This window comes from Roseovarius indicus, assembly GCF_008728195.1.
GTDB lineage: Bacteria > Pseudomonadota > Alphaproteobacteria > Rhodobacterales > Rhodobacteraceae > Roseovarius > Roseovarius indicus.
On record NZ_CP031598.1, the window covers coordinates 518,064 to 540,527 of the forward strand.

At 66.9% G+C, this 22,464-nt stretch carries 27 protein-coding genes; 16 read left to right on the forward strand and 11 right to left on the reverse strand.

The genetic code is table 11. From position 1 onward, the window contains the following. Nucleotides 1–3 precede the first annotated feature (3 nt). Nucleotides 4–246, forward strand: a complete 243-nt coding sequence (locus tag RIdsm_RS02545; RefSeq protein WP_057821444.1) for a GlsB/YeaQ/YmgE family stress response membrane protein — start codon at nt 4–6, stop codon at nt 244–246. A 105-nt stretch (nt 247–351) separates the two neighbouring features. Here the strand turns inward: RIdsm_RS02545 and rnhA are convergent, their stop codons facing one another. The 6 genes from rnhA to RIdsm_RS02575 form a co-directional block, all read right to left on the reverse strand. Further along, nucleotides 352–813: a ribonuclease HI gene (rnhA, locus tag RIdsm_RS02550; RefSeq protein ID WP_057821442.1), complete on the reverse strand. Its 462-nt coding sequence runs from the start codon at nt 811–813 to the stop codon at nt 352–354. Further along, nucleotides 806–1,399, reverse strand: coding sequence for a class I SAM-dependent methyltransferase (locus RIdsm_RS02555; protein WP_057821441.1), 594 nt, complete (start codon nt 1,397–1,399; stop codon nt 806–808). Before RIdsm_RS02555 ends, rnhA begins: the two co-directional genes overlap by 8 nt. Then, the gene (locus RIdsm_RS02560) at nt 1,396–1,851 is read right to left on the reverse strand and encodes a DUF3429 domain-containing protein (RefSeq protein ID WP_057821439.1); all 456 of its coding nucleotides are present in this window, start codon (nt 1,849–1,851) and stop codon (nt 1,396–1,398) included. The genes RIdsm_RS02555 and RIdsm_RS02560 overlap by 4 nt, the downstream gene beginning before the upstream one ends. A gap of 77 nt (nt 1,852–1,928) precedes the next feature. Beyond that, the gene (locus tag RIdsm_RS02565) at nt 1,929–2,540 is read right to left on the reverse strand and encodes a LysE family translocator (protein ID WP_057821437.1); all 612 of its coding nucleotides are present in this window, start codon (nt 2,538–2,540) and stop codon (nt 1,929–1,931) included. Nucleotides 2,541–3,210: 670 nt separating this feature from the next. Continuing rightward, nucleotides 3,211–4,161: a 4-hydroxy-3-methylbut-2-enyl diphosphate reductase gene (gene ispH / locus RIdsm_RS02570; protein ID WP_057821435.1), complete on the reverse strand. Its 951-nt coding sequence runs from the start codon at nt 4,159–4,161 to the stop codon at nt 3,211–3,213. 131 nt (nt 4,162–4,292) lie between these two features. Next, a complete protein-coding gene (locus RIdsm_RS02575) occupies nt 4,293–4,868 on the reverse strand; it encodes a LabA-like NYN domain-containing protein (RefSeq protein WP_057821433.1) in 576 nt (191 codons plus the stop codon). Nucleotides 4,869–5,037: 169 nt separating this feature from the next. Here RIdsm_RS02575 and folK point away from each other — a divergent pair, with 169 nt between their 5' ends. Further along, nucleotides 5,038–5,604, forward strand: a complete 567-nt coding sequence (gene folK, locus RIdsm_RS02580) for a 2-amino-4-hydroxy-6-hydroxymethyldihydropteridine diphosphokinase (protein ID WP_074940752.1) — start codon at nt 5,038–5,040, stop codon at nt 5,602–5,604. A gap of 4 nt (nt 5,605–5,608) precedes the next feature. Here the strand turns inward: folK and RIdsm_RS02585 are convergent, their stop codons facing one another. Continuing rightward, nucleotides 5,609–6,151, reverse strand: a complete 543-nt coding sequence (locus tag RIdsm_RS02585; protein ID WP_057821431.1) for an RICIN domain-containing protein — start codon at nt 6,149–6,151, stop codon at nt 5,609–5,611. Nucleotides 6,152–6,360: 209 nt separating this feature from the next. On the opposite strand from RIdsm_RS02585, the gene rpoZ reads away from it, so the two are divergent. From rpoZ to rnc, 9 genes are all read left to right on the forward strand, one after another. Continuing rightward, nucleotides 6,361–6,714, forward strand: coding sequence for a DNA-directed RNA polymerase subunit omega (gene rpoZ, locus RIdsm_RS02590; protein ID WP_057821429.1), 354 nt, complete (start codon nt 6,361–6,363; stop codon nt 6,712–6,714). Nucleotides 6,715–6,744: 30 nt separating this feature from the next. Beyond that, complete coding sequence (locus RIdsm_RS02595; RefSeq protein ID WP_057821427.1) at nt 6,745–8,880, forward strand: RelA/SpoT family protein; 2,136 nt, start codon at nt 6,745–6,747, stop codon at nt 8,878–8,880. 18 nt (nt 8,881–8,898) lie between these two features. Continuing rightward, entirely contained in the window at nt 8,899–9,561 is a 663-nt protein-coding gene (locus RIdsm_RS02600; RefSeq protein ID WP_057821425.1) for a DUF2062 domain-containing protein, read from the forward strand. A 49-nt stretch (nt 9,562–9,610) separates the two neighbouring features. Next, nucleotides 9,611–10,378, forward strand: coding sequence for a pyridoxine 5'-phosphate synthase (locus tag RIdsm_RS02605; RefSeq protein WP_057821506.1), 768 nt, complete (start codon nt 9,611–9,613; stop codon nt 10,376–10,378). Continuing rightward, nucleotides 10,375–10,821 (forward strand): ABZJ_00895 family protein, encoded by a 447-nt coding sequence (locus tag RIdsm_RS02610; RefSeq protein ID WP_057821423.1) that lies wholly within the window; start codon nt 10,375–10,377, stop codon nt 10,819–10,821. Before RIdsm_RS02605 ends, RIdsm_RS02610 begins: the two co-directional genes overlap by 4 nt. 16 nt (nt 10,822–10,837) lie before the next feature. After that, nucleotides 10,838–11,275 carry a hypothetical protein gene (locus RIdsm_RS02615; RefSeq protein WP_057821504.1) on the forward strand — a complete coding sequence of 146 codons (438 nt, stop codon included), beginning with the start codon at nt 10,838–10,840 and terminating at the stop codon, nt 11,273–11,275. Next, entirely contained in the window at nt 11,272–11,688 is a 417-nt protein-coding gene (gene acpS / locus RIdsm_RS02620; protein ID WP_057821421.1) for a holo-ACP synthase, read from the forward strand. The genes RIdsm_RS02615 and acpS overlap by 4 nt, the downstream gene beginning before the upstream one ends. 67 nt (nt 11,689–11,755) lie before the next feature. Next, entirely contained in the window at nt 11,756–12,592 is an 837-nt protein-coding gene (lepB, locus tag RIdsm_RS02625) for a signal peptidase I (RefSeq protein ID WP_057821420.1), read from the forward strand. Further along, a complete protein-coding gene (rnc, locus tag RIdsm_RS02630) occupies nt 12,589–13,272 on the forward strand; it encodes a ribonuclease III (protein ID WP_057821418.1) in 684 nt (227 codons plus the stop codon). Before lepB ends, rnc begins: the two co-directional genes overlap by 4 nt. Nucleotides 13,273–13,295: 23 nt before the next feature. On the opposite strand, the gene RIdsm_RS02635 is transcribed toward rnc, so the two are convergent. After that, nucleotides 13,296–14,300: a glycosyltransferase family protein gene (locus RIdsm_RS02635; protein WP_057821416.1), complete on the reverse strand. Its 1,005-nt coding sequence runs from the start codon at nt 14,298–14,300 to the stop codon at nt 13,296–13,298. 138 nt (nt 14,301–14,438) lie between these two features. Here RIdsm_RS02635 and era point away from each other — a divergent pair, with 138 nt between their 5' ends. The 4 genes from era to RIdsm_RS02655 all read left to right on the forward strand — a co-directional run bounded on the left by era (nt 14,439) and on the right by RIdsm_RS02655 (nt 17,549). After that, nucleotides 14,439–15,347, forward strand: a complete 909-nt coding sequence (era, locus tag RIdsm_RS02640) for a GTPase Era (protein WP_057821414.1) — start codon at nt 14,439–14,441, stop codon at nt 15,345–15,347. A 90-nt stretch (nt 15,348–15,437) separates the two neighbouring features. Beyond that, the gene (locus tag RIdsm_RS02645; RefSeq protein WP_057821412.1) at nt 15,438–15,770 is read left to right on the forward strand and encodes a DUF1491 family protein; all 333 of its coding nucleotides are present in this window, start codon (nt 15,438–15,440) and stop codon (nt 15,768–15,770) included. A gap of 219 nt (nt 15,771–15,989) precedes the next feature. Continuing rightward, complete coding sequence (locus RIdsm_RS02650; protein ID WP_151175234.1) at nt 15,990–16,919, forward strand: IS110 family RNA-guided transposase; 930 nt, start codon at nt 15,990–15,992, stop codon at nt 16,917–16,919. Between the two features lie 102 nt (nt 16,920–17,021). Beyond that, nucleotides 17,022–17,549, forward strand: coding sequence for a universal stress protein (locus RIdsm_RS02655; protein ID WP_057820826.1), 528 nt, complete (start codon nt 17,022–17,024; stop codon nt 17,547–17,549). Nucleotides 17,550–17,556: 7 nt separating this feature from the next. Here the strand turns inward: RIdsm_RS02655 and RIdsm_RS30000 are convergent, their stop codons facing one another. Together RIdsm_RS30000 and RIdsm_RS02665 are read right to left on the reverse strand one after the other, a co-directional pair. Then, entirely contained in the window at nt 17,557–17,925 is a 369-nt protein-coding gene (locus tag RIdsm_RS30000) for a VOC family protein (RefSeq protein ID WP_057820828.1), read from the reverse strand. 5 nt (nt 17,926–17,930) lie between these two features. Continuing rightward, nucleotides 17,931–20,993 carry a VWA domain-containing protein gene (locus RIdsm_RS02665; RefSeq protein WP_057820830.1) on the reverse strand — a complete coding sequence of 1,021 codons (3,063 nt, stop codon included), beginning with the start codon at nt 20,991–20,993 and terminating at the stop codon, nt 17,931–17,933. A 122-nt stretch (nt 20,994–21,115) separates the two neighbouring features. On the opposite strand from RIdsm_RS02665, the gene recO reads away from it, so the two are divergent. Continuing rightward, nucleotides 21,116–21,856, forward strand: a complete 741-nt coding sequence (gene recO / locus RIdsm_RS02670) for a DNA repair protein RecO (RefSeq protein ID WP_057820832.1) — start codon at nt 21,116–21,118, stop codon at nt 21,854–21,856. 382 nt (nt 21,857–22,238) lie between these two features. Here the strand turns inward: recO and RIdsm_RS02675 are convergent, their stop codons facing one another. Further along, nucleotides 22,239–22,439 carry a YjiS-like domain-containing protein gene (locus RIdsm_RS02675; protein WP_057820834.1) on the reverse strand — a complete coding sequence of 67 codons (201 nt, stop codon included), beginning with the start codon at nt 22,437–22,439 and terminating at the stop codon, nt 22,239–22,241. Nucleotides 22,440–22,464: the final 25 nt, after the last annotated feature.

Consider the following 22,464-nt stretch of genomic DNA (forward strand, 5'->3'; position numbering starts at 1 on the left):
CCGATGTCTGTCATCTACCTGATCATCATCGGGGCCGCGGCGGGGTTTCTCGCGACGCGGATCATGAAGATCGAGGCCGGTATCCTGCCGACGATCGGGATCGGTATCGCCGGGGCGCTGATCGGCGGGCTGGTGTTGCAGGTGCTGCTGACGGTGGCGGGGCTTTTGGGCGGGCTGATCGGGGCCGTGCTGGGGGCGCTTCTGCTGATCTGGCTTTACCAGACCTACTGGGCGCGCCGGAAATAGGCCGGGCGGGCGCCTGCACTTTCATTGTTCCGGAAATACTCAAAGCGCGGCGCCTGCGTCGGGGCGGGGCGTATCGAGTATTTGGAGAACAGTGAAAGCCCGGGCTCAGCCCTTGCCCGGTTTGAAGGGTTTCATGCCGGCGCGGGCGAGTTCGTCGGCGCGTTCGTTCTCGGGGTGGCCGGCGTGGCCCTTGACCCATTCCCAGGTGACCTTGTGGCGCGCCTGGGCCGCGTCGAGGCGTTGCCAGAGTTCGGCGTTCTTCACGGGCTTTTTCGCAGCGGTCTTCCAGCCGTTCTTCTTCCAGCCGAAGATCCAGCCGGTGACGCCGTTTTTCACGTAAGCGCTGTCGGTGACGATGGTGATGGGCGAGGGCGTTTTCAGCGCCTCGAGCGCGTGGATCGCGGCGAGGAGTTCCATCCGGTTGTTGGTGGTCTCGGCCTCGCCGCCCTTGAGCTCGCGTTCCTTGACGACGTTGTCGCCCTCCATCGCCTGCAGGAGGACACCCCAGCCGCCCGGGCCGGGATTGCCGGAACAGGCCCCGTCGGTATAGGCGAAGAGCTCAGCCATGGGCGGCGATCGTGATCCAGGGGTCCATCGTGCCGGCGAGGCCCTTGTCGGTGCCGGTGTGCGAGGAGAAGGGGGTGAAGCCGGCGTCGGTGAGGAGGTCGTGCAGCTTCTCGTCGGTGTAATAGGTGTAATGACGGCCGAGCGCGTCGCGATGCGCGCCTACGCCGGTTTTCATGCCGATATGGAAGAGCCCGCCGGGTTTGAGCGCACGGCGGAGCGCGGCGAGGTGGCGGGGCATGGCGTCGCGCGGGGCGTGGAGGAGGGAGAAATTGGCCCAGATGCCGTCATAGGCATCGGTCTCGGTGATGTCGTCGAAACTGGCGACACGGGCGGTGACGCCCGGGGAGCGGCTGGCGAGGTCGACCATTTCCGGGGCGGCGTCGGTGGCGGTGACGGTGAGGCCCGCAGCCGCCATTTGCGCCGCCGCCCAGCCCGGGCCGCAGCCGAGGTCGAGCACATGGGCGCCCGAGGGCAGGGCGCCGATGAAGGCGGCCAGCTGGGGGTCGTCGGGGGCTTCGTCGGTCATGCGGACGTAGTCGTCGATCTTGGCCGCATAGGCCGCGAGGGTTTCCTTGTCGGTGCTCATGAGAAGATCACTCCGATCGCGAGGCAGGTGGTGACGACGATGGTCAGCAGGATGCGCAGCTGCATCCACCAGTCGGGCGCCGCCCCCTGCCTCCAGAAAAACCAGTCGATGCCGAGGATGGCGATGAAGCCCGCGATAAGCGAGAGCCCCGCCGAGGTGACGCCGCCGCCGGTGGTGAAGAAGGCCCAGAGCGCGGGCAGCACCGACAGGATGTAGCCGGTCGTGGCGCGCGCGCCGTGCAGGCGCGTGGCGAAGCCCCAGAGGACGCCCGACATGAAGCTGAGGATGATCGCCCCGTAGAACAGCATCACGTAAGCCCCGGCGAAGCGTGGGCCAAGCGTACGCGCGCCCCATTCGGCCAGCCCCGGCTGGAGCACGGTCAGAACGCTCCAGACGAAGGGGAGAAGGCCGGCGAAGCCGAGCAGGAGGGGCGTGCGGGGGATTTCGGTCAAGGAGCTATCCGGGCGTGACGTGATGGGGAGGGTGTAGAGCCCGGGCGGGATGGGTTCAAGGGCTGGCTGGGTCGTGGTCAGGCACGTTCGAGGGCGAGGCGGCCTGCGAGGGACGCGAAGATGGCGGCGAAGCCGCGGCCGAGCCAGCGCATGATGCGTTCCGAGGCGAGCAGCCGATCGCGGGCGGCGGCGGCGAAAAGCCCGTAGAGCAGGAAAACCGCGAGGGTGAGCGCCATGAAGACGGCGCCGAGGCCCAGCATCTCGGCCGTCGCCGTGGCCGGGTTGCCCGACAGGAAGGGCGGCAGGAGGGCCAGGAAGAAGATCGAGAGCTTGGGGTTGAGAATGTTGATGAGCGCGCCGCGGCGGGCGATCGTCAGGCCCGGCTCGGCCCGCGCCTCGGGGCGGACGGAGAGGGCGCCGTCGGATTTGAGCGCGTGCCAGGCAAGGTAGAGCAGGTAGGCGACGCCCGCGAATTTCACCAGTTGGAAGAGCAGCGCGGAGGCATGGAGCACGGCGGCGAGGCCCAGTGTGGCCGCGAGGATATGCGGGACGATCCCGAAGGTGCAGCCAAGGGCCGCGAAGGCGGAGGCGCGGCGGCCCCGGCCGAGGCCGATGGCGAGCGTGTAGATGACCCCGGTGCCGGGGGCGATGACGACGACGAGGGCGGTGATGAGGAACTGGAGGGTCATTGTAGCAGGTCTCGGCAATGGGTGTCGCGGGACCTTAGGCGGGGGTGAGGCCCCGGATCAAGTCCGGGGCGCGGGGTGGGGGGAGGAAACGGGGCACGGGCGTGTCCTGCGCGGGGAGCGCGACCTTTGCAAACGGTCTTCTCGAATGGCGCGCTATGCGGCCCGCACCAGCCCAGAGCCGGGGCCTCTTGCCGCTTTGCATTGTGCGGCCAGGGGGGCCGGGGTCGGGGATGTATCGGGGGAGCCCGGGTCAAGCCTCGGCCGGAATGGGTGTGGTAAGCCGTGGTGCCGAATGGGCTCCGGGTGGGCGAGGTGTGCGGCGCGAGGCCGCGGGTCAGGTCCGGGGCGGGGGTTGATGGGAAGAGACGGGGCAAGGGAAAGGTTCGGCGCGGGAGGGCGCGACCTTTGCAACCGTTCTACTTGAATGGCGCACTATGCGGTCCGCCCCGGCCCCAAGCCAGGGTATCTTTCCGCTTTGCGTTGCGCGGCTCACGCGGGCTCGGGTCGGGGAGGTGTGCGGCGCGAAGCCCCGGATCAAGTCCGGGGCGGGGAGATGTGGGGGGTGAGACTCTCTTCGAGGCGGTGGTGCCGGAATTTTCGAAAATTCCGGGCCCGGAAAATGCGCATTTTCCGGACCGTTTTCCGCGCGGAAAACGGCGTCGCGCGTGTGTCAGGCGGGTTCGCGGAGGACGCGGGGAACCTTGAATTCGACGCTTTCCTGCGCGGTTTCCACCTGCTCGGTGGTCACGTCGTAGCGGGCGCGGAAGGCGTCGATGACCTCGTCGACCAGCACTTCCGGCGCAGAGGCGCCGGCGGTGATGCCGATGGAGGTGATGCCCTCGAGCGCGCGCCAGTCGATATCGGCGGCGCGCTGGACGAGTTGGGAATAGGTGCAGCCAGCCTTGGCCCCTACCTCGACCAGACGGCGGGAGTTCGAGGAATTGGGCGCGCCCACCACGAGCATGGCGTCGGCTTGGGCCGCCATGGCCTTGACCGCTTCCTGCCGGTTGGTGGTCGCGTAGCAGATGTCTTCCTTGTGCGGCCCCTTGATGGCCGGAAAACGGGCGTTGAGGGCCGCGACGATATCGGTGGTGTCGTCGACCGAGAGGGTGGTCTGGGTGACGAAGGCGAGCTGCTCGGGGTCGCGCACGGTGATCCCGGCGACGTCATCGACGGTTTCCACCAGCAGCACGTCGCCGTCGGGCAGCTGGCCCATGGTGCCGATGGTCTCGGGGTGGCCGGCATGGCCGATCATGATGATCTGGAGGCCGTTCTCGGCGTGGCGCTCGGCCTCGATATGAACCTTCGACACCAGCGGGCAGGTGGCGTCGACATAGACCATCTCGCGCCGCGCGGCCTCGGCTGGGACGGCCTTGGGTACGCCGTGGGCCGAGAAGATCACGGGCCGGTCGTCGGGGCAGTCTTCGAGTTCCTCGACGAAGACCGCGCCCTTGGCGCGCAGGTCGTCGACCACGTATTTGTTGTGCACGATCTCGTGGCGCACGTAGACGGGCGCGCCCCATTTCTGCAGCGCCATCTCGACGATCTTGATCGCGCGGTCGACGCCGGCACAGAAGCCGCGGGGGGCGGCGAGGTAGAGGGTGAGGGGCGGTTTGGTCATGGGGCCTCCTGTCCGTGGTCCAGAGGTAAGGCCTGTGAGCCCGTGCGTCCAGAGGGGGCGGCCGGAACGGCCGGCATGCCGAAAGCCCGGGCGGCGGGCGCCCGGGCCGTGGCATGCCGGATCACGGTCGCTCAGCTTTGCTGGGCGTAGGCCGTTTCGCGTTCGGTGTTCTGGTTCTCGCGCGGGGGGCGGCCGATCACGTCCTTGAGGTCTTCCAGTTCGATGAAATTGTCGGCCTGACGGCGCAGGTCGTCCGAGATCATCGGGGGCTGGCTGCGGATGGTCGAGACGACCGAAACGCGCACACCCTGACGTTGCAGGCTTTCCACGAGCGGGCGGAAATCGCCGTCGCCGGAGAAGAGCACGATATGGTCCACGCGCGGGGCGAGTTCCATGGCATCGACCGCGAGCTCGATATCCATGTTCCCCTTGACCTTCCGGCGGCCCTGGCTGTCGGTGTATTCCTTGGCCGGCTTGGTGACCATGGAGAAACCGTTGTAGTTCAGCCAGTCGACCAGCGGGCGGATGGGCGAGTACTCGTCATTCTCCAGCAGGGCGGTGTAGTAGAACGCCCGCAGAAGTTTGCCCCGGCGCATGAATTCCGCGCGCAGGAGCTTGTAATCGATGTCGAAGCCCAGGGATTTCGCCGCTGCATACAGATTGGAACCATCAATGAACAGCGCAAGCCGTTCGTCCTTGTAAAACATCGAAATGTCCTTTCAAATGTAAAGCCCGGTCCGGTTTCGAGTGGTGTGAGTGGTGGTGTATAAATGCCGGAGAGGGCTGGCCAAGAAGAATAGGATTTCCGGCGGGGATGCACAAGGGCGTTTCCTGAACCTAGGATTCAACTTCAAGCGGTAAAATGAGCAAGGCTTTGTGGTGAAACACCAATTTTTCCTGATTGCACTCGGCGCAAACATGCCGTCGGCGGCCGGTTCGCCGGATGTGACGTCGCGTTCCGCACTGCGGAAATTGTCGGCGGCCGGGGCGCGGGAGGTGATTTCGAGCCGTTTTTTCGCGACGCCGTGCTTTCCGCCGGGGGCGGGCCCCGACTATGTGAACGCCGCCGCGGGGCTGACTTTCGATGGCGGGCCAGAGGATCTTCTGGCGGTCCTGCACGGGATCGAGGCCGATTTCGGGCGCGAGCGGGTGCAGCGCTGGGGGCAGCGGGTTCTGGACCTCGACCTGATCGCGGCGGGCGAGGCCGTGTTGCCCGATGCCGAGACGTATCGGGCGTGGCTTGACCTGCCGCTGGACGAGCAGACGCAACGCGCGCCCGACCGGCTGATCCTGCCGCATCCGCGGATGCAGGACCGTGCCTTCGTGCTGGTGCCGCTGGCCGAGGTGGCGCCGGAGTGGCGCCACCCCGTTCTTGGAAAGACGGTGGCCGAGATGGTCGAGGCCCTGCCGCAGGAGGCCCGCGACGAGGTGGTGCCGCTCTGAGCCGTTACCAGGCCGGGCGGCCGGTGGGCGTCAGCGACCAGAACTGGCCGGAGTAGTTGGCGCAATCCGTCAGGTGGGTGTAATTGTCGAGGTTGCCGCCGTTGAAGACATCGAGGCACATGCCGGCACCGCGGAAGTCGGTTGTCAGGCGGTAGAAGCCGCTGTCCTGCGTGATGTGCCAGAGCTGGCCGGAATAGTTTCCGCAGGGCGTGAGGTGGGTCAGGTTGTTGAGGTTCCCGCCATTGACCACGTCGAGGCACATGTTGGTGCCGCGAAACTCGGTCGACAGGCGGTAGAGGCCGGCGCCGGCCGGTTCGAGGCGCCAGAACTGGCCCGAGTAGTTGCCGGCCGGGGCGAGGTGGCTGAAGTTGTTCATCGGCCCGCCATTGACGATGTCGAGCGGCATGCCGGTGCCGCGGAAATCGGTGGAGAGCTTGTAGAAGACGGACGTGTCGAGCGCGGCGGCGGGCGAGGCCAGGGCCGTCAGGGCGGCGGTGGCGAGGCTGGCTATGGCGGTGAACGGACGGGGAATCGGGAAGGTAAACAAGGTTGAAAATCTCCGGATAGGGCGGGCGTGTCGAAATAGGTTGGTGCCGCCGCGCAGATCGTTAGCCCAGGGCCCGGATAAATCAATCTTTCTTATGTAAAATCGGGCCCCTCCGCCCCCTCGGGCGGCCAAATATCTCCTTGTAACTCGGGCGGAGACGTTTTAGATAAGGCACTTCCACAAGTTTATGCCATCCCTCTGGAGGTCTCATGGCCCGCGTGACAACCGAAGACTGCGTCGACAAGGTTCCCAACCGGTTCGATCTGGTGATGCTTGCCGCCCATCGGGCGCGCGAAATTTCCGCCGGATCGCAGATTACCGTGGACCGCGACAACGACAAGAACCCGGTTGTCGCCCTGCGCGAGATTGCCGAAGAGACCCAGTCGGCCGACGAGCTTCGCGAGCGTCTGATCGAATCGAATCAGACCCAGATCGAGGTCGACGAGCCCGAAGACGATTCCATGGCGCTGCTGATGGGTGGCGAGCCCGACAAGCCGGCCGAGGACGACATGTCGGAAGAGAACCTTCTGCGGGCGCTGATGGAGGCGCAGGGGCAGGGCTGACCTGTCCCCCGCTCAGGGGATGCGCAAGGCATGATCGCGGCTCAAGACCTTATCGAGCTTGTCCGCACGTATAACCCGAGAACCGACGAGAAGCTGATCACCGCGGCCTTTGATTTCGGCCGCGAGATGCACGAGGGGCAGTTCCGCCACTCGGGCGAGCCGTATTTCACCCATCCTGCCGCCGTGGCCGCCATCCTGGCCGAGCAGCGGCTGGACGACGCGACCATCGTCACCGCCCTGCTGCACGACACGATCGAGGACACGCGCGCCTCGTACAAGATCGTGGCCGAGAAGTTCGGGCCGGAGATTGCCGACCTGGTCGACGGCGTCACCAAGCTGACCAACCTGCAGCTTTCCAGCACCGAGACCCAGCAGGCCGAGAATTTCCGCAAGCTGTTCATGGCGATGTCGAAGGACATGCGCGTGATCCTGGTGAAGCTGGCCGACCGGCTGCACAACATGCGCACCATCAAGGCGATGCGCCCCGAGAAGCAGCTCAAGAAGGCGCGGGAGACGATGGATATCTTCGCGCCGCTGGCGGGCCGGATGGGCATGCAGTGGATGCGCGAGGAGCTGGAAGACCTGGCGTTCCGGGTCATCAACCCCGAGGCGCGGGCGTCGATCATCCGCCGGTTCATCACCTTGCAGAAGGAAGCCGGCGACGTGATCGAGCGGATCACGTCGGACATGCGCCACGAGTTGGACAAGGCGAAAATCGAGGCGGATGTGCTGGGCCGGGCGAAGAAGCCCTATTCGATCTGGCGGAAGATGCAGGAGAAGGAGATGGGCTTTTCGCGCCTGTCGGATATCTACGGCTTCCGCATCATCACCGGCTCGGAAGAGGATTGCTATCGCGTGCTGGGGGCGATCCACCAGCGCTGGCGGGCCGTGCCGGGGCGGTTCAAGGATTACATCAGCCAGCCCAAGTCGAACGGGTACCGGTCGATTCACACCACCGTGTCGGGGCGCGACGGCAAGCGGGTCGAGGTGCAGATCCGCACCCGCCAGATGCATGACGTGGCCGAGACGGGGGTTGCGGCGCACTGGTCGTACCGGGATGGCGTGCGCTCGGAGAACCCGTTCGCCGTCGACCCCGCAAAGTGGATTTCCAGCCTGACCGAACAGTTCGATTCGGAAGAGGATCACGAGGATTTCCTCGAGGCCGTGAAGCTGGAGATGTATTCGGACAAGGTGTTCTGCTTCACGCCCAAGGGGGATGTGGTGAAGCTGCCCCGGGGGGCGACGCCGATCGACTTTGCCTATGCCATTCACACGCGGATCGGGCATGCCTGCGTGGGTGCCAAGATCGACGGGATGCGGGTGCCCTTGTGGACCCGGATCAAGAACGGCCAGTCGGTCGAGGTGATCACCGCCGACGGGCAGACGCCGCAGGCGACGTGGCTGGACATCGCCACCACCGGCAAGGCGCGCGCCGCCATTCGCCGGGCGCTGCGCGAGCTGGACCGCGACCGGTACATCAAGCTGGGGCGCGAGCTTGCGCGCTCGGCCTTCGACAATGTGCGCAAGCGCGCCACCGAGAAGGCGCTGACCGCCGCGGCCAAGACCCTTCGGCTGAAGAATGCCGACGAGGTTCTGGCCCGGCTCGGGAGTGCCGAGCTGACCGCGCAACAGGTGCTGCACGCGGTCTATCCCGACATCGCCCCGGATGAGAGCAACGTGGTCGGCCGTGACCGCGCGGTGATCGGCCTGGCCCGGAATCAGCGGTTCGACCGGGCGCGCTGTTGCCAGCCCCTGCCGGGCGAGCGTATCGTGGGGATCACGTATCGCGGCAAGGGGGTTGTGGTGCATACGATCGACTGCGAGGCGCTGTCGGCCTTCGACGATCAGCCCGGGCGCTGGCTTGACCTGCACTGGCACGCCGGCAAGCACCCGGCCGAGTACGATGTGACGCTCAATATCACCATGAGCAACGACGCCGGCGTGCTGGGACGTATTTGCACATTGATCGGAGAGCAGAAGGCCAATATCTCGGACCTGACATTCGTCGACCGCAAACCGGATTTTTACCGACTGCTGATCGATGTCGAGCTGCGCGATGCCGAGCATCTTCACAGCGTGATCTCGGCACTTGACGCGGAAAGCGATGTGGCCGCCGTAGAGCGTTTCCGCGATCCGGGCCGGGCCGGTGGCGGTGAGAACAAGTGAACCGGGGAGCCGCGCAAGGTGGTCTTCAAGCGCAGAGACAGACGACCATGGTGGAAGATCGTTTATGAAACGGTCTGGCCCAAGGGCGGCTGGAAACGTGCGTTCTATTACATCAAGCATCGCGTCCGGCGCCTGCCCGACCCGCCGCACCGGATTGCCCGGGGGATCTTTGCCGGGATCTTCGTGACGTTCAGCCCGTTCTTCGGGATGCATTTCTTTGCCGCCGCCGCGCTGGCGCTGATCATCCGGGGCAATATCATCGCCTCGCTGCTGTCGACCTTCGTGGGCAACCCGCTGACCTTCGTGCCGATCGGGGCGATCTCGTTCCAGACGGGGAATTTCCTGCTGGGGCGGACGTTTCAGCATCACACCGGCGCGCACCGGTCGCTGGGCGGCAAGTTCGTCGATGCGTGGGTCGACCTGAAGGACAACTTCTTCACGCTGTTCGGCGACGGCCAGGCCGACTGGCACAACCTCTATGTCTTTTACGACGAGGTGTTCTTTCCCTACATGATCGGCGGGATCATCCCCGGGCTGATTTTCGGCATGATCGGCTATTACGTCAGCCTGCCGGTGATCCAGGCCTACCAGAAGGGCCGCAAGGGCCGGATCAAGGACAAGCTTCTGGCGCTGAAAGAAAAAGCCGCGGGCAAGGCTGACGCCAAGCAGAATCAGGATTAGGGTGAGCCCCGGACCCGGACGGAACGGGCAGGAACAGGAGGGCGGCATGATGTCTGCGGGAAAACTGCGCCTTGGCGTGAATATCGACCACGTGGCGACCGTGCGGAATGCGCGCGGCGGGGATTACCCCGACCCGATCCGCGCCGCGAAGCTGGCCGAGGAGGCGGGGGCCGACGGGATCACCGCCCACCTGCGCGAGGACCGGCGGCACATTTCCGACAGCGATATCGACCGGCTGGTCGAGACGCTGAGCGTGCCGCTCAACTTCGAGATGGCCGCGACCGTAGAGATGCAGGCGATTGCGTTGCGGCACAAGCCGCACGCGGTGTGCATCGTGCCCGAAAAGCGCGAGGAGCGGACGACGGAAGGCGGGCTGGAAGTGGCGCGCGAGGAAAACCGGCTGGCGCATTTCATCGCGCCGTTGCGGGATGCGGGCTGCCGGGTGTCGATCTTCATCGCCGCCGACAAACGCCAGATCGAGGCCGCGCATCGGATCGGGGCCGAGGTGATCGAGTTGCATACCGGCGCCTATTGCGACGCCCATGCCGAGGGCCGAATCGAGGAGCGTGACCGGGAGTTGGCCGCCCTGCGCGAGATGTCGGCTTATGCCCATTCGCTGGGGCTCGAGGTGCATGCGGGCCACGGGCTGACCTATGACACCGTGCAGCCGGTGGCGGCGTTTCCCGAGGTGATGGAGCTGAATATCGGGCATTTCATCATCGGCGAGGCGATCTTCCTGGGGCTGCAGCCGGCGATTCGCGAGATGCGGCGGCTGATGGACGGGGCGCGCGCAGACAAGGCGCGGTCGGCCGGATGACCGCTGTCAGCCTGATCCGGTACGCGGTGGTGTTCCTGGCGGTGGCCATCGGCGTGGCGCTGATCGTGGGCGTGCTGAACGCACAGGTCGATTCGGCGCTGGGCTCGTCGGCGCAGCTGATGGTGCCGGCGATGATCGGGGCCGTGGTCGAGGGCCAGCAATTCGCCCGGCGGGAGAAGCGCCGGCCCAAGGGGGCCGAGGCGTGGAATTTCACCTGGGCCGCGACGGGGATCGCCGTGGTGCTGAACCTGGCGCTGGCCTATGGCGGGGGCGCGTGGCTGCCCGAATTTGCCAAGCTGGCGGTGGCGCCCATGGGCTCGCGGCAGTTCCTGATATTGCTGGGGCTTTATGCCGGGGGCTACCTGATCTGCAACCGGGTGTTCCTGGGCATCGCGGCGGGCAACCAGCTGAGCCTGATGCGCAGCAAGGGCGAGATCGAGTGACATGAGGGAGGTCGCCATGAAAGCGATTGCTGTATGTCTGGGCTTGCTGGCCGCGGCGCCCGTGGTGGCGCAGGAGGCGGTGCCCTGCGACTGGCCCGCGCGGGCCGACAACATTGCCGAGCCGTGGGAGGAGAACACCCGCACCTTCGCGGAGGGCAAGGTGCGGCTGGCGCTGCTGGATACCGCGGAACCGGCGGCGGCCGCGTTTCACGTGTTCGTCCTGTCGCCGCCCTATGACGAGCTGGGCCTGCGCCAGTGCCGGACGATCGGGTTGAACGGCATGGGCTTTGCGGGCGCCGATTTCGGCAGTCTTCAGGCCGCTTATGACCCGGCTGTGGGGCTGATCTTTACCATGACCGTGCAGGTCTATGACGGGATGGATTACACGCCGCGGACACTGCGGTTCACGCTGAACCAGGCGACCGGGGACATCGGGGCGCAGCTTTCCCCATGATCCTCGGTATCGGGACCGATCTGGCCAATATCGAGCGGATCGCCGGCACGCTGGAGCGGTTCGGCGACCGGTTCCGCAACCGGGTGTTCACCGAGGTGGAACAGCGCAAGGCCGAGCGGCGGGCGGATACGGCGGGCACCTATGCCAAGCGCTGGGCGGCGAAGGAGGCCTGTTCGAAGGCGCTGGGCACGGGGTTGCGGATGGGGATCGCGTGGAAGGACATGGCCGTCAGCAACCTGCGCAGCGGGCAGCCGGTGATGGAGGTGACCGGCTGGGCCGCCGAGCGGCTGGCCGAGATGACGCCCGAGGGGCACGAGGCGATCATCCACGTGACGCTGACCGACGATCACCCCTGGGCGCAGGCCTTTGTCGTGATCGAGGCGCGGCCGATTGACGGGGGCCGGAAGGCGTGACTTGACACCATGCCGCCGCACGCTCATGAAACCCGCAATACCCGGAAACCGAGGCGCGGAGACAGGCATGGCCGAAGAGGGCAAGAAATCGAGCACGGTCTGGGAGACCATCAAGACGGTTTTCTGGGCGCTGGTGATCGCGGGCATCTTCCGCACCATCTTTTTCCAGCCGTTCTGGATTCCGTCCGGGTCGATGAAGGACACGCTGCTGATCGGCGATTTCCTGTTCGTCAACAAGATGGCCTATGGCTATTCCTACGCTTCTTGCCCGTCGATCCGGCTTCAGCGGTTCGGGATCAACATCGACGCGCAGGATATCTGCGGTTTTCTTGACGGCGACAACACCCGCCTGATGGGCAGCGAGCCCGAGCGGGGCGATATCATCGTCTTCCGCCACCCGGTGCACGGCACGGATTTCATCAAGCGGGTGATCGGCTTGCCGGGGGACCGGGTTCAGATGCGCGACAGCGTGCTGTACATCAACGACGAGCCTGTTCAGCTCGAGGATGCCGGCGACTTTACCGAGATCAAGGAGCGGCAGGGCCCGCTTCAAGTGACGCCGCGCTGTGAGAACGGGCCGGTGGGCATGGGCGCGGAGTGCCGGAAGTCGCGGCAGATCGAAACGCTGCCCAATGGGCGCAGCCATGCCATCCTGAACATCTCGCGCCAGTCGCTCGACGATACCGGCGTGTTCACGGTGCCCGAGGGGCATTACTTCTTCATGGGCGACAACCGCGACAACTCGACCGACAGCCGCGTGCCGCTGGCTGCGGGGGGCGTCGGGTTCGTGCCGTATGAAAACCTGATCGGGCGCGCGGGGAGGGTGATGTTCTCGTCCGCGGGCCGCTCGATGCTGTTCTTCTGGACATGGCGGGGCGACCGGTTCTTCGAGAAGCTGGAATGAAGCTTTCGGGCGAGTTGAAGGCCTTTGAAGGCCGGCTGGGGCACAAGTTTGCCGAGCCGGAGTTGCTGGTGCGGGCGGTGACGCATTCCTCGATGTCCTCGCCCAACCGGGACGACAACCAGCGGCTGGAATTCCTGGGCGACCGGGTGCTGGGGCTGGTGATGGCCGAGGCGCTGCTGGAACGGGACCGGGCGGCGCAGGAGGGCCAGCTGGCGCCCCGCTTCAACGCGCTGGTGCGCAAGGAGGCCTGTGCCGACGTGGCCCGGCAGATCGACCTTGGCAAGGTTCTGAAACTGGGCCGGTCCGAGATGATGTCGGGCGGGCGGCGCAAGCAGGCGCTCTTGGGCGACGGGATGGAGGCGGTGATTGCCGCCGTCTATCGCGATGCCGGGTTCGAGGCGGCCCGCGAGGTGGTTCTGCGGCTGTGGGGCAAGCGGATCGAGAGCGTCAAGGAAGACGCCCGCGACGCCAAGACCGCCCTGCAGGAATGGGCGCAGGCGCGGGGCCAGATGCCGCCGGAATATGTCGAGACGGCACGGTCGGGGCCGGACCATGCGCCGCAATTCACCATAGAGGCGCGGCTGGCCGACGGGCAGGCCGAGAGCGCCACCGCCGGGTCGAAGCGGCAGGCGGAGCAGGCGGCGGCGACGGCGTTGCTGGCGCGGGTCGAGGCCGGGTAGGGTCGTCGGCGCGGCGTCACGCCTTACAGCCGCGTCAGGGCATCTTCCATGTAGCGCACCCAGTTCGACGGCGCGTGTTCGGTTCGGGCTTTTATCTGCGCCGTCTGGGCGATGGCCTGGGCCGCGTCGCGGTCGGTAAAGAGGCCCTCGATGGCCTCGACCATGGCGTCGGTGTCGCCGGGTGCGATGCGGCCATAGACCGTGCCGTCGGAGAGGTATTCCGCCAGACCGAGGCAGTCTGTCGCCACCACCGGCACCCCCAGCAGCTTGGCCGCGACGAGGGTGATATGCCCGCAGGCGGTTTGATGGCTGAGAAGCGGCAGGGCAAGGCCGACCGAGTCGGTCGCCAGCCGCCACGTGACCGGGCCGGGCTGGTTGAGGCGGACATCGACATTATCGGGGAAATCGATGCCCTGCACGCTGTAAGGCCGGGCGATGACGACGGCGCGACGCCCGGGCAGGCGGCGCATGGCGTTGGCGAGCAGGCGATAGTCGCGGGCCTCGCCGCCGATCGAACAGAGATAGGGCTGATCGGGTCGCGCCGCGTCCGCGTCCAGGGCCGTTTCGGGCGGGTCCATGGCCCATTTGAGCACGCGGATCCGGTCGGGCGGCACGCCGAGTTCGCGGGCGTAGAGCTGTTTCTCATGCGCGGAGAAGACGACGAACTCGTCGATATCCCGAAGCCCGTTGCGGTAAGCCTTGCGCCGGGCGCCATCCGGCAAGGCGGTGAAATTGAAGGAGAACGCGATCTGCGGCACCGAGGGGCAAAGCGCCCGGCGCGTGAAGTTGGTCAGCGCCGCCATGTTGGGCAGGTGCGAGATCAGGAGCGGCTTGTGCCCGGCCTTGCGCGCGCGGCGGGCGGCGAGGGCGGCGGCGGTAACAGCTCGGAGGCGGCGAACACGGTTGGGGCCGCCATAGGCCTGCGAGGTGAAGCTCGACCAGTCGAGGTCAGGGTCGGGCATGTGATCGGCCATGAACCGCCAGCCGGGCGCCATCAGGTCTGTGGTGTTGATGAGCGCGCGTGTCATCCCGGGCCGGTCTCCGTTATTGTGGTCTTGGAACCTCGGGCGACGCTAGACAAGTTTCGCACCGGGGGGAATAGCACGATCTCTGGCAAAGCGGGCCGTGATGGGCTAAGGCGCATCAACTGAGCCAAGGAAGAGCCAATGACCCAGCGCGCCGGTTTCATCGCCCTGATCGGAGAGCCCAATGCGGGCAAGTCCACGCTTCTCAACCGCATGGTGGGGGCGAAGGTGAGTATCGTGACCCACAAGGTGCAGACCACCCGCGCCCGGATTCGCGGCGTGGCGATGGAGGGGGAGGCGCAGTTGGTGTTTGTCGACACGCCGGGCCTCTTCAAGCCACGCCGGCGGCTGGACCGGGCGATGGTGGCCGCCGCCTGGGGCGGGGCGGCGGATGCCGACGTGGTGGTGCTGCTGGTCGAGGCGCATCGGGGGATCACCGAGGGGGTCGAGCAGATCCTAGAGAACCTCGCGGAGGCGACGAAAGGCCGGAAGGTGGCACTGGCGATCAACAAGATCGACCGGGTGAAATCGGAGGCGCTTCTCGGCCTCACGCAGGAGTTGAACGAACGGTACCCGTTCGAGCGGACCTTCATGATTTCCGCCGAGCGGGGGCACGGGGTGGACGACCTGAGGGAATGGCTGGCGGGCGAGATGCCGGAGGGCCCGTGGCTGTACCCCGAGGATCAGATTGCCGACCTGCCGATGCGGATGATCGCGGCCGAGATGACGCGCGAGAAGCTGACCCTGCGGCTGCACCAGGAATTGCCGTACCAGCTGACGGTCGAGACCGAGAGCTGGGAGGAGCGGAAAGACGGCTCGGCGCGGATCGACCAGGTGATCTATGTGGCGCGGGACGGGCACAAGGGGATCATCCTTGGCCGCAAGGGCGAGACGATCAAGGCCGTGAGCCAGGCCGCGCGGGAGGAGCTGGAGGAGTTCCTCGGGCGGAAGGTGCATTTGTTCCTGCAGGTGAAGGTGCGGCCCGGCTGGCTGGAAGAGGCCGAGCGGTATTCAGAGATGGGGCTGGAGTTCAAGGACGGGAACGGGTGAGCGAGCCTGGCCGGGGAATGGTGGGTTGGCACCCACCCTACGGGGCGCGGCTTTGGCACGCGGCCCCGGATCAGGTCCGGGGCGGGTAGAATGGCGCGGTTGACGGCTGAATTCTGGGTGCAGGCCTACCTGGCGCGGCTGCGGTTGCAGGATATTCCGGCGTTTGTCACGTCGCATGGCGACGACACCGCGGGTGCGGTTCTGGTGAAGCTCAACACGCTGGATGGGCAGGCGCGGGCGTTCCAGCGCAGTTTCGACCTGATGAGCGGCAAGCGGGCCTGGGTTGTGCTGGCCGAGGGCGAGGAACGCGCGGTGGACGAGGCGATTGCGAAGCAGCGCGGGTTCGACCCCGACCTGTGGGTGATCGAGGTCGAGGACCGGGCCGGGCGGCATCTTCTGGACGAGCCGGGGCTGGCGGATTGACCGTGTGATTTGCGGCGGGAGTGGTGGGTTGGCACCCACCCTTGTCTCTTTGATCTGTGCGATATTGTGTATCGGCAGGCGAGACCCCGTCCCACCCTTGGTCCTTGAGACCGTCGCGTAGCCCGGGGCTCGTCTGCCGACCGTTGTCAAACCTGAACAGTTGCCAGGGAGGGCTGTGCAACCAGCCGATCCCGCAGATCAAGGACAGGCCCCATGACTTTGCCACAAGATGTCATCGGCGTCGATATCGCCAAGGACTGGATCGACGTCTTCTTTCTTTCCACCGGTCGGGCGGAGCGGGTGCCGATGGCGACCGCCGAGCTTCGGGCTTTCGCCGCCCGGGCCCGGGGGGCGCTGGTGGTGTTCGAGGCCTCGGGCGGGTACGAGCACCCGCTGGCCGAGGCGCTCGGCGCGGCGGATGTCACCTACGCCCGGGTCAACCCGCGGCAGGCGCGGGAGTTCGCCCGCGCCACGGGCCGGCTGGCCAAGACCGACCGGGTCGATGCCCGGGTGCTGGCGGAGATGGGTCGGGCGCTGGCTTTGCGCCCGACGCCGCCGGCCGATCCCGGGCGGGCGCGGCTGGCCGGCCTGATGGGCCGCCGGGACGATCTCGGCGCGATGCTGCGGGCCGAGATGGCGCGCCTGCGTCAGGCCCGCGATGCCTCTGTCCGCCGCGATATCGGCAGCATGATCGCGCTGCTGCGCCGCCGGATCGGCAAGCTCGAGGCCGAGATCGCCGCGGTGATCGGGGCGGATGAGGCATTGTCGGACCGGTCGCGCCTCTTGCGGACGATGCCGGGGGTGGGGCCGCTGCTGGCGGCGAGCCTGCTGGCCCGGCTGCCCGAGCTGGGCCGTCTCGACCGCCGGGCGATCGCCAGCCTCGCCGGTCTGGCGCCGCATGCCTGCGACAGCGGCCGGTTCCGGGGGAAGCGGCGGATCTGGGGCGGCCGCGCGGAGGTGCGGCGCACGCTCTACCTCGCGGGGTTCATCGCCAGCCGGTATGACCCGGCGCTAAGGGCCTTCCGGCGCAAGCTGCAGGAGGCGGGAAAACCGGTCAAACTCGCCATCGTCGCCTGCGCCCGCAAGCTGCTCACCGTCCTCAACGCAATGCTGCGGGATCAAAGAGAGCACCGGCCAGCGGCAGGATAAGAAAGACAGTTGCTACGGGTCGGGACTGGCGGATTGATCGCGGTAAAGGCGCGGGGGCGTGGGCGCCGGTAGGCTTTTCCTGACGCAGAGGGAGAAACCACCATGAAACAGCATATCTTCGTTGCGACCGATGGGTCGGACACCGCGATGAAGGCCGTCGATCTGGCATCTGAAATCGCCACGGAATTCGGCGTGCCGCTGACCGTGGGGCACGTGCTTCAGTTCGGGCGCCCGTCGGAGGAGCTGGCACGGATGGCGGATGTCGAACATATCGTGGAGCATGTGCGGAAAGCCTCGAAGGTGGATTTCGAGATAATGACCGGCACCGGAGGGGACCTGTTCGCGGATACGCGCCCCTCGGGCGACGTGGTGCGGGTGATCACGATGCTCGGCGAGGAAATCCTGCGCCGCGCCGCCGACCGGGCCAAGGAGATGGGCGTGACACAAGTCGAGACGGTTAGCGCGCAGGGCGACCCGGCCGATGCGATTCTCGACATGGCGGAGGAGGCCGGGGCGGACATGATCGTGCTGGGGCACCGGGGGCTGGGGCGGCTGAAGACGATGCTTCTGGGCAGCGTGGCGCTGAAGGTGACGCAGCATGCCCCGTGCACGGTGGTGTCGGTGCGCTAGGTACGCCTCAGCCGACCTGTTGCGCGATCCACCATGTCGTGCCGCTGGCGTCGCGGACGCCACCGCGGCGGTCGCCGTCGCCCTTCTCGGTCATCGGTTGCACCACCTCGGCCCCCGCCGCGACGGCGCGGTCGAAGGCCGCGTCGGCATCGGCGAGGTAGAGATGCAGGTTGGCGGGCGGGCCGCCGGGCATTTCGCCCATCATGACCACGCTGTCGCCGATGCGGGTTTCGCCATGCATGATCCCGCCGCCCTCGCGCTCGATGATGCGGAGGTCTTCCGCGCCGAAGACGGCGGCGCAGAAGTCGAGCACCGCGCGGGCATCCTCGACAATGAGATAGGCCGAGACGTCGGGGTAGCCGTCGGGCTTGTGCATGCGTGTTACTCCACGGTGATGACCTTGCGGGCGAGCACGGCCTGGTTGCTGACATCGAGGAAGCGCAGTTCGTAGCTGCCGGGCTCGTCGGGCAGGGTCAGGCTGACCGGCGGTTCGCCGGTGATCTTGACCGCCTCGATCCAGGTGAAGATGGCCTGATCGGCGGCGGCGATGGTGATCCGCTGATCGGCGCTGGTGGCGTCGACCGACCAGCCGACCTCGATCGTGCTGCCGGCGCTTGCGGTGTCGGGGGCGGTCAGCTCGGCGCCGGAATTGAGCGCGGCGTCGGCGTCGAGCACCTCGATGGGCTGGCGGGCCAGCACGCGGCCGCCTTCGCGCAGGATGTAGCGCAGCTCGTACATGCCGGGCGTTTCGGGCGCGGTCATGTCCTTCTCGGTGTTCTGGCGGATGGTGAAGTAGTTGGAGAAGTCGTCATCGCCGCTGCCCATCGGCGCCAGCGCCACGTAGTCGCCGGGGTCGACCGCGCCGGTCCACGAGACCTTGAGCGTGTCGGTCGCGCGCACCTCGGAGGGGCCGGAGACGGTGACCTCGGGCTCGGTGATCTCGATGGGCCGGGTGGCCAGGGTCTTGGAGCCTTCGCGGAGGATGTAGCGGATCTCGTAGAGGCCGGGGCTCGAGGGGGCGCGGAGGTCCTTCTCGGTGTCGTCGCGCACGGTGAAATAGTTGCCGAACTCGCCGTCTTCCGCGCCGGCAGGCACGATGGCGATGTAGTCGCCGGCGGCGACGGTGCCTGTCCACGAGACACGGATGGCGGAGCCCGCCAGCGCCATCTCGGGGGCGGTGACCGAGACCTCGGGCGCGACGATCTCCATCATGTCGGAGGCCAGCGTCCTGCCGCCTTCGCGCAGGACGTAGCGGACCTCGTACATGCCGGTTTCCGCAGGCGCCTGAAGCTCTTTCTCGGTGTCGTCGCGGACGGTGACGTAATTGCCGAACTCGCCCTCTTCTGTGCCGGCGGGGACGATGTTGATATAGTCGCCGGCATCGACCGTGCCGGTCCACGAGACCAGGAACCGCTCGCCCGTCTGGGCGGTGTCGGGGGCGTCGACCGTGACCTCGGGCGTGGTGACCTCGATGGGCGTTGAGGCCAGCGTCTTGCCGCCTTCGCGCAGGACATAGCGGACCTCGTACATGCCGGTGTCGGCAGGGGCCTGAAGCTGGTTCTCGGTCCTGTCGCGGACGACGATGTAGTTGCCGAACTCGCCCTCGGCGGTGCCGGTGGGGACGATGGTGACATAGTCGTTGCCGTTGACCGTACCTGTCCACGAGACCGGGAACTTGGAGCCGGTGGTGGCGGTCTCGGGCGCGGTGACGGTGACCGTGGGCGGAGTGATTTCGATGGGCGTGGTGGCCAGTGTCTTGTTGCCTTCACGCAGGACGTAGCGGACTTCGTACATGCCGGTTTCGGCGGGGGCCTGAAGGGTGTGCTCGGTCTTGTCACGGACGACGATATAGTTGCCGAACTCGCCCTCTGCGGTGCCGGCGGGCACGATGGTGACATAGTCGTTGCCGTTGACGGCGCCGGTCCATGAGACGGGGAACTTGGAGCCGGTGGTGGCGGTTTCCGGCGCGGTGACGGTGACCTCGGGCGCGGTGATCTCGATCGGCGCGGAGGCCAGCGTCTTGTTGCCTTCACGCAGGACGTAGCGGACCTCGTAGAGGCCGGTTTCGGCGGCGGCCTGCAGATCGTTCTCGGTCTTGTCGCGGACGACGAAGTAGTTGCCGAACTCGCCTTCCGCGGTGCCGGCGGGGACGACGGTGATGTAATCCTGGCGGTTGACCGTGCCGGTCCAGCCGACGGTGAATTTCGACCCGGCGAGCGCGGTGTCGGGCACGCTGAGCGTGACCTCGGGTTCGGTGACCTCGATCGGGCGGGTGGCGACGGTGCGGTTGTCGACCTTGAGGATGTAGCGCAGCTCGTACATGCCGGGGTCGGCGGGGGCGTTGAGCGAGCCCTCGGAGCGGTCGCGCACGGTGACGTAGCCTTCATAATTGCCGGTGTCGGCGCCGACGGGCACGATGGTGACGACGTCGCCGGGGTTGATCGTGGGCGACCAGCCGATGGTGAAATCCTCGCCGATGAGCACCATGTCGGGGCCGGTCAGAACGACCTCGGGCTTGGTGATCTCGAGCGCGTCGGTGCCGAGAACCGTGTCGCTGTCGTCGTGGATGTAGCGGATCTCGTACATGCCCTGGTCGGCGGGCAGGGTGAAGGCGACGGTCATGTCTTCATTGACGCCCTGCGTCGGGCCGTAGTCGCCCGAAGCGGTGCCGGCGGGGACCACGGTGAGGAAGTCGCCCTGTGCGGCTGTCGGCTCCCAGGTGACCTCGATGATCGAGCCGCCCACGGCTGTGCCGGGGCCGGTGACGGTGACGTCGGGCAGGGCGGGTTCCGGCTCGGGCTCGGGGGTGGATTCGGCCACGGCGGTGCTGACGCTCGACATGGCGGATTTGAGCTCTTCGGCGTTGGAGGCCTGGATATAGGTGCCGCCGGTTTCCTCGGCGATGCAGGAGAGGGAAGTGTCGTCCTGGTCGGCGCCGAGGCCGAAGCCGACGACATGGGCGGTGAAGCCGACGCCGCCCTGTTCCAGCGCGCGGGCCAGTTCGCACGGGTCGCGTTCGCAGCTTTCGAGACCGTCGGAGATGAGCACCACGGTGGCGGGCCGGTCGGTGTAGGCAAGCTCTGTCGCGGCGCGTTCGACGGCGTCGGTGAGGGGGGTCTTGCCGGTGGGGGTGATGCCCTTGACCTGTTCGAGGATGCTGTCGCGGGTGGCGGCGCCGGGCTGGACGAGGGTTTCGATATCGCCGCAATCGCCGCGGCGGCGGTGGCCATAGGCCATCAGGCCGACCTCGCGGTTTTCCGTCCAGTCGCCGAGGAGGGTGTCCATCACGTCGCGGGCGATCTCGATCTTGGCGACGCCTTCGATCTGCCCCCACATGGAGTTCGAGCCGTCAAAGACGACCATCACGTTTTCCTGTGCCGAGGCAGTGGTGGCGGCAAAGGAAAGGCCGGCGGCCAGAATGGCCTTCCTGAAAAATGACGACATGACTATCCCCCTCAAAAATCTGATTTCGGGGAGATAAGCACATAACGCGAGTCGTTTCCATGCGCTTGGCATTGGCGGCGAACTGGTGTCCAATCGGGCGACGGGCGAGGCAGGAAGAGCGCATGGAGTGGCGAGATCAGGGCATATTGCTTTCCAGCCGGACGCATGGCGAAACCTCTGCAATCATTGAGGTTTTCACGCCCCAGAGGGGGCGGCATGCCGGGGTTGTGAGAGGCGGGGCGTCGCGGAAGATGGCGCCGGTGCTGCAGCCGGGGGCGCAGCTGGATGTCGCCTGGCGGGCGCGGCTCGAGGATCATATCGGGACGTTCTCGGTGGAGCCCGTGCGCTCGCGCGCGGCGGCGTCGATGGGCGACAGGCTGTCGCTGGCGGGGCTCAATGCGGTGGTGAGCCTGTTGCTGTTCTGCCTGCCGGAGCGGGAGGCGCATGAGCGGCTCTATCGGCGGACGGAGGCGCTGCTGGACCTGCTGGGGCAGGGGGAGATCTGGCCGCTGGCCTATTTGCAGTGGGAGATGGTGCTACTGGATGACCTGGGCTTCGGCCTTGATTTGCAGGCCTGCGCGGTGATGGGGCCGCGGGCGAACGACCTCAGCTATATCTCGCCCAGAACCGGGCGGGCGGTGTCGAAGGCGGGCGCGGGGGAGTGGGCGGACAAGCTGTTGCCGCTGCCGCCCTGCATGATCGGGCATGGCACGGCACCGGACGGGGAGGTGGCCGAGGCGCTGGGGGTGACCGGGTATTTCCTGCAGAACCGGGTGGCGCCGGAGCTGGGGCACAAGCCGTTGCCGGAGGCGCGGGCGCGGTTCGTGGAGAGATTCCGGAACAGCGTGGCGAATCAGGGTTAACGGGCTGATTTCAAGGGGAAACCCGGTGTCGGTATCGCGTCGGTATAACGTCGGTATTTCGTCGGTGTTCTTGACCGACGGGGGGCGGGTTAAGGCGGCGGGCGTTGCGCGGGGTCGGAATTTTCGAAAATTCCGGGTTGGAAAATGCGTATTTTCCAGCCCGTTTTCCGCGCGGAAAACGGGGGCGCGGGCGGCGATCGGGGGATGTCGCCAGAGGGGGATGCATGGCGTCGGAAGGGCGCGGGCGGCGATCGGGGGATGTCGCCAGAGGGGGATGCATGGCGTCGGAAGGGCGCGGGGCGATATCTTGAAAAGATATCGGGTCGAATTCTTTTGAAGAATTCGACGGGTGGGTGAGGGGTGCCTCACCCACCCTGCGGGATCAGCGGAACCAGTGGTGGGGGGCGTCCCAGACGCGGCGGGCGGCCTCGGCGCGGGCGGCATCTTCGGTGAGGCCGACATCGCGGAGCAGGCGGGGTTCGAGACGGGCCAGCGCGCGGCGCTGGCGCTGGAGGGACATGTAGCGCCAGAGCGGGATGCGGCGGCGGGCCGGGGGGTGGCGTCGGGAGAGGAGGGAGATCATGGCGGAGATCCTTTCGGGGGTGAGC

Bases quoted from the DNA above. Each gene is read 5' to 3' on its own strand.
- rpoZ (WP_057821429.1), top strand. From the start codon at position 6,361: ATGGCCCGCGTGACAACCGAAGACTGCGTCGACAAGGTTCCCAACCGG.
- RIdsm_RS02575 (WP_057821433.1), bottom strand. From the start codon at position 4,868: ATGTTTTACAAGGACGAACGGCTTGCGCTGTTCATTGATGGTTCCAAT.
- RIdsm_RS02595 (WP_057821427.1), top strand. From the start codon at position 6,745: ATGATCGCGGCTCAAGACCTTATCGAGCTTGTCCGCACGTATAACCCG.
- RIdsm_RS02610 (WP_057821423.1), top strand. From the start codon at position 10,375: ATGACCGCTGTCAGCCTGATCCGGTACGCGGTGGTGTTCCTGGCGGTG.
- rnhA (WP_057821442.1), bottom strand. From the start codon at position 813: ATGGCTGAGCTCTTCGCCTATACCGACGGGGCCTGTTCCGGCAATCCC.
- RIdsm_RS02635 (WP_057821416.1), bottom strand. From the start codon at position 14,300: ATGACACGCGCGCTCATCAACACCACAGACCTGATGGCGCCCGGCTGG.
- RIdsm_RS02645 (WP_057821412.1), top strand. From the start codon at position 15,438: ATGGCGCGGTTGACGGCTGAATTCTGGGTGCAGGCCTACCTGGCGCGG.
- rnc (WP_057821418.1), top strand. From the start codon at position 12,589: ATGAAGCTTTCGGGCGAGTTGAAGGCCTTTGAAGGCCGGCTGGGGCAC.
- recO (WP_057820832.1), top strand. From the start codon at position 21,116: ATGGAGTGGCGAGATCAGGGCATATTGCTTTCCAGCCGGACGCATGGC.
- era (WP_057821414.1), top strand. From the start codon at position 14,439: ATGACCCAGCGCGCCGGTTTCATCGCCCTGATCGGAGAGCCCAATGCG.
- RIdsm_RS02665 (WP_057820830.1), bottom strand. From the start codon at position 20,993: ATGTCGTCATTTTTCAGGAAGGCCATTCTGGCCGCCGGCCTTTCCTTT.
- acpS (WP_057821421.1), top strand. From the start codon at position 11,272: ATGATCCTCGGTATCGGGACCGATCTGGCCAATATCGAGCGGATCGCC.
- lepB (WP_057821420.1), top strand. From the start codon at position 11,756: ATGGCCGAAGAGGGCAAGAAATCGAGCACGGTCTGGGAGACCATCAAG.
- RIdsm_RS02605 (WP_057821506.1), top strand. From the start codon at position 9,611: ATGTCTGCGGGAAAACTGCGCCTTGGCGTGAATATCGACCACGTGGCG.
- ispH (WP_057821435.1), bottom strand. From the start codon at position 4,161: ATGACCAAACCGCCCCTCACCCTCTACCTCGCCGCCCCCCGCGGCTTC.
- RIdsm_RS02565 (WP_057821437.1), bottom strand. From the start codon at position 2,540: ATGACCCTCCAGTTCCTCATCACCGCCCTCGTCGTCGTCATCGCCCCC.
- RIdsm_RS02675 (WP_057820834.1), bottom strand. From the start codon at position 22,439: ATGATCTCCCTCCTCTCCCGACGCCACCCCCCGGCCCGCCGCCGCATC.
- RIdsm_RS02655 (WP_057820826.1), top strand. From the start codon at position 17,022: ATGAAACAGCATATCTTCGTTGCGACCGATGGGTCGGACACCGCGATG.
- RIdsm_RS30000 (WP_057820828.1), bottom strand. From the start codon at position 17,925: ATGCACAAGCCCGACGGCTACCCCGACGTCTCGGCCTATCTCATTGTC.
- RIdsm_RS02545 (WP_057821444.1), top strand. From the start codon at position 4: ATGTCTGTCATCTACCTGATCATCATCGGGGCCGCGGCGGGGTTTCTC.
- RIdsm_RS02615 (WP_057821504.1), top strand. From the start codon at position 10,838: ATGAAAGCGATTGCTGTATGTCTGGGCTTGCTGGCCGCGGCGCCCGTG.
- RIdsm_RS02555 (WP_057821441.1), bottom strand. From the start codon at position 1,399: ATGAGCACCGACAAGGAAACCCTCGCGGCCTATGCGGCCAAGATCGAC.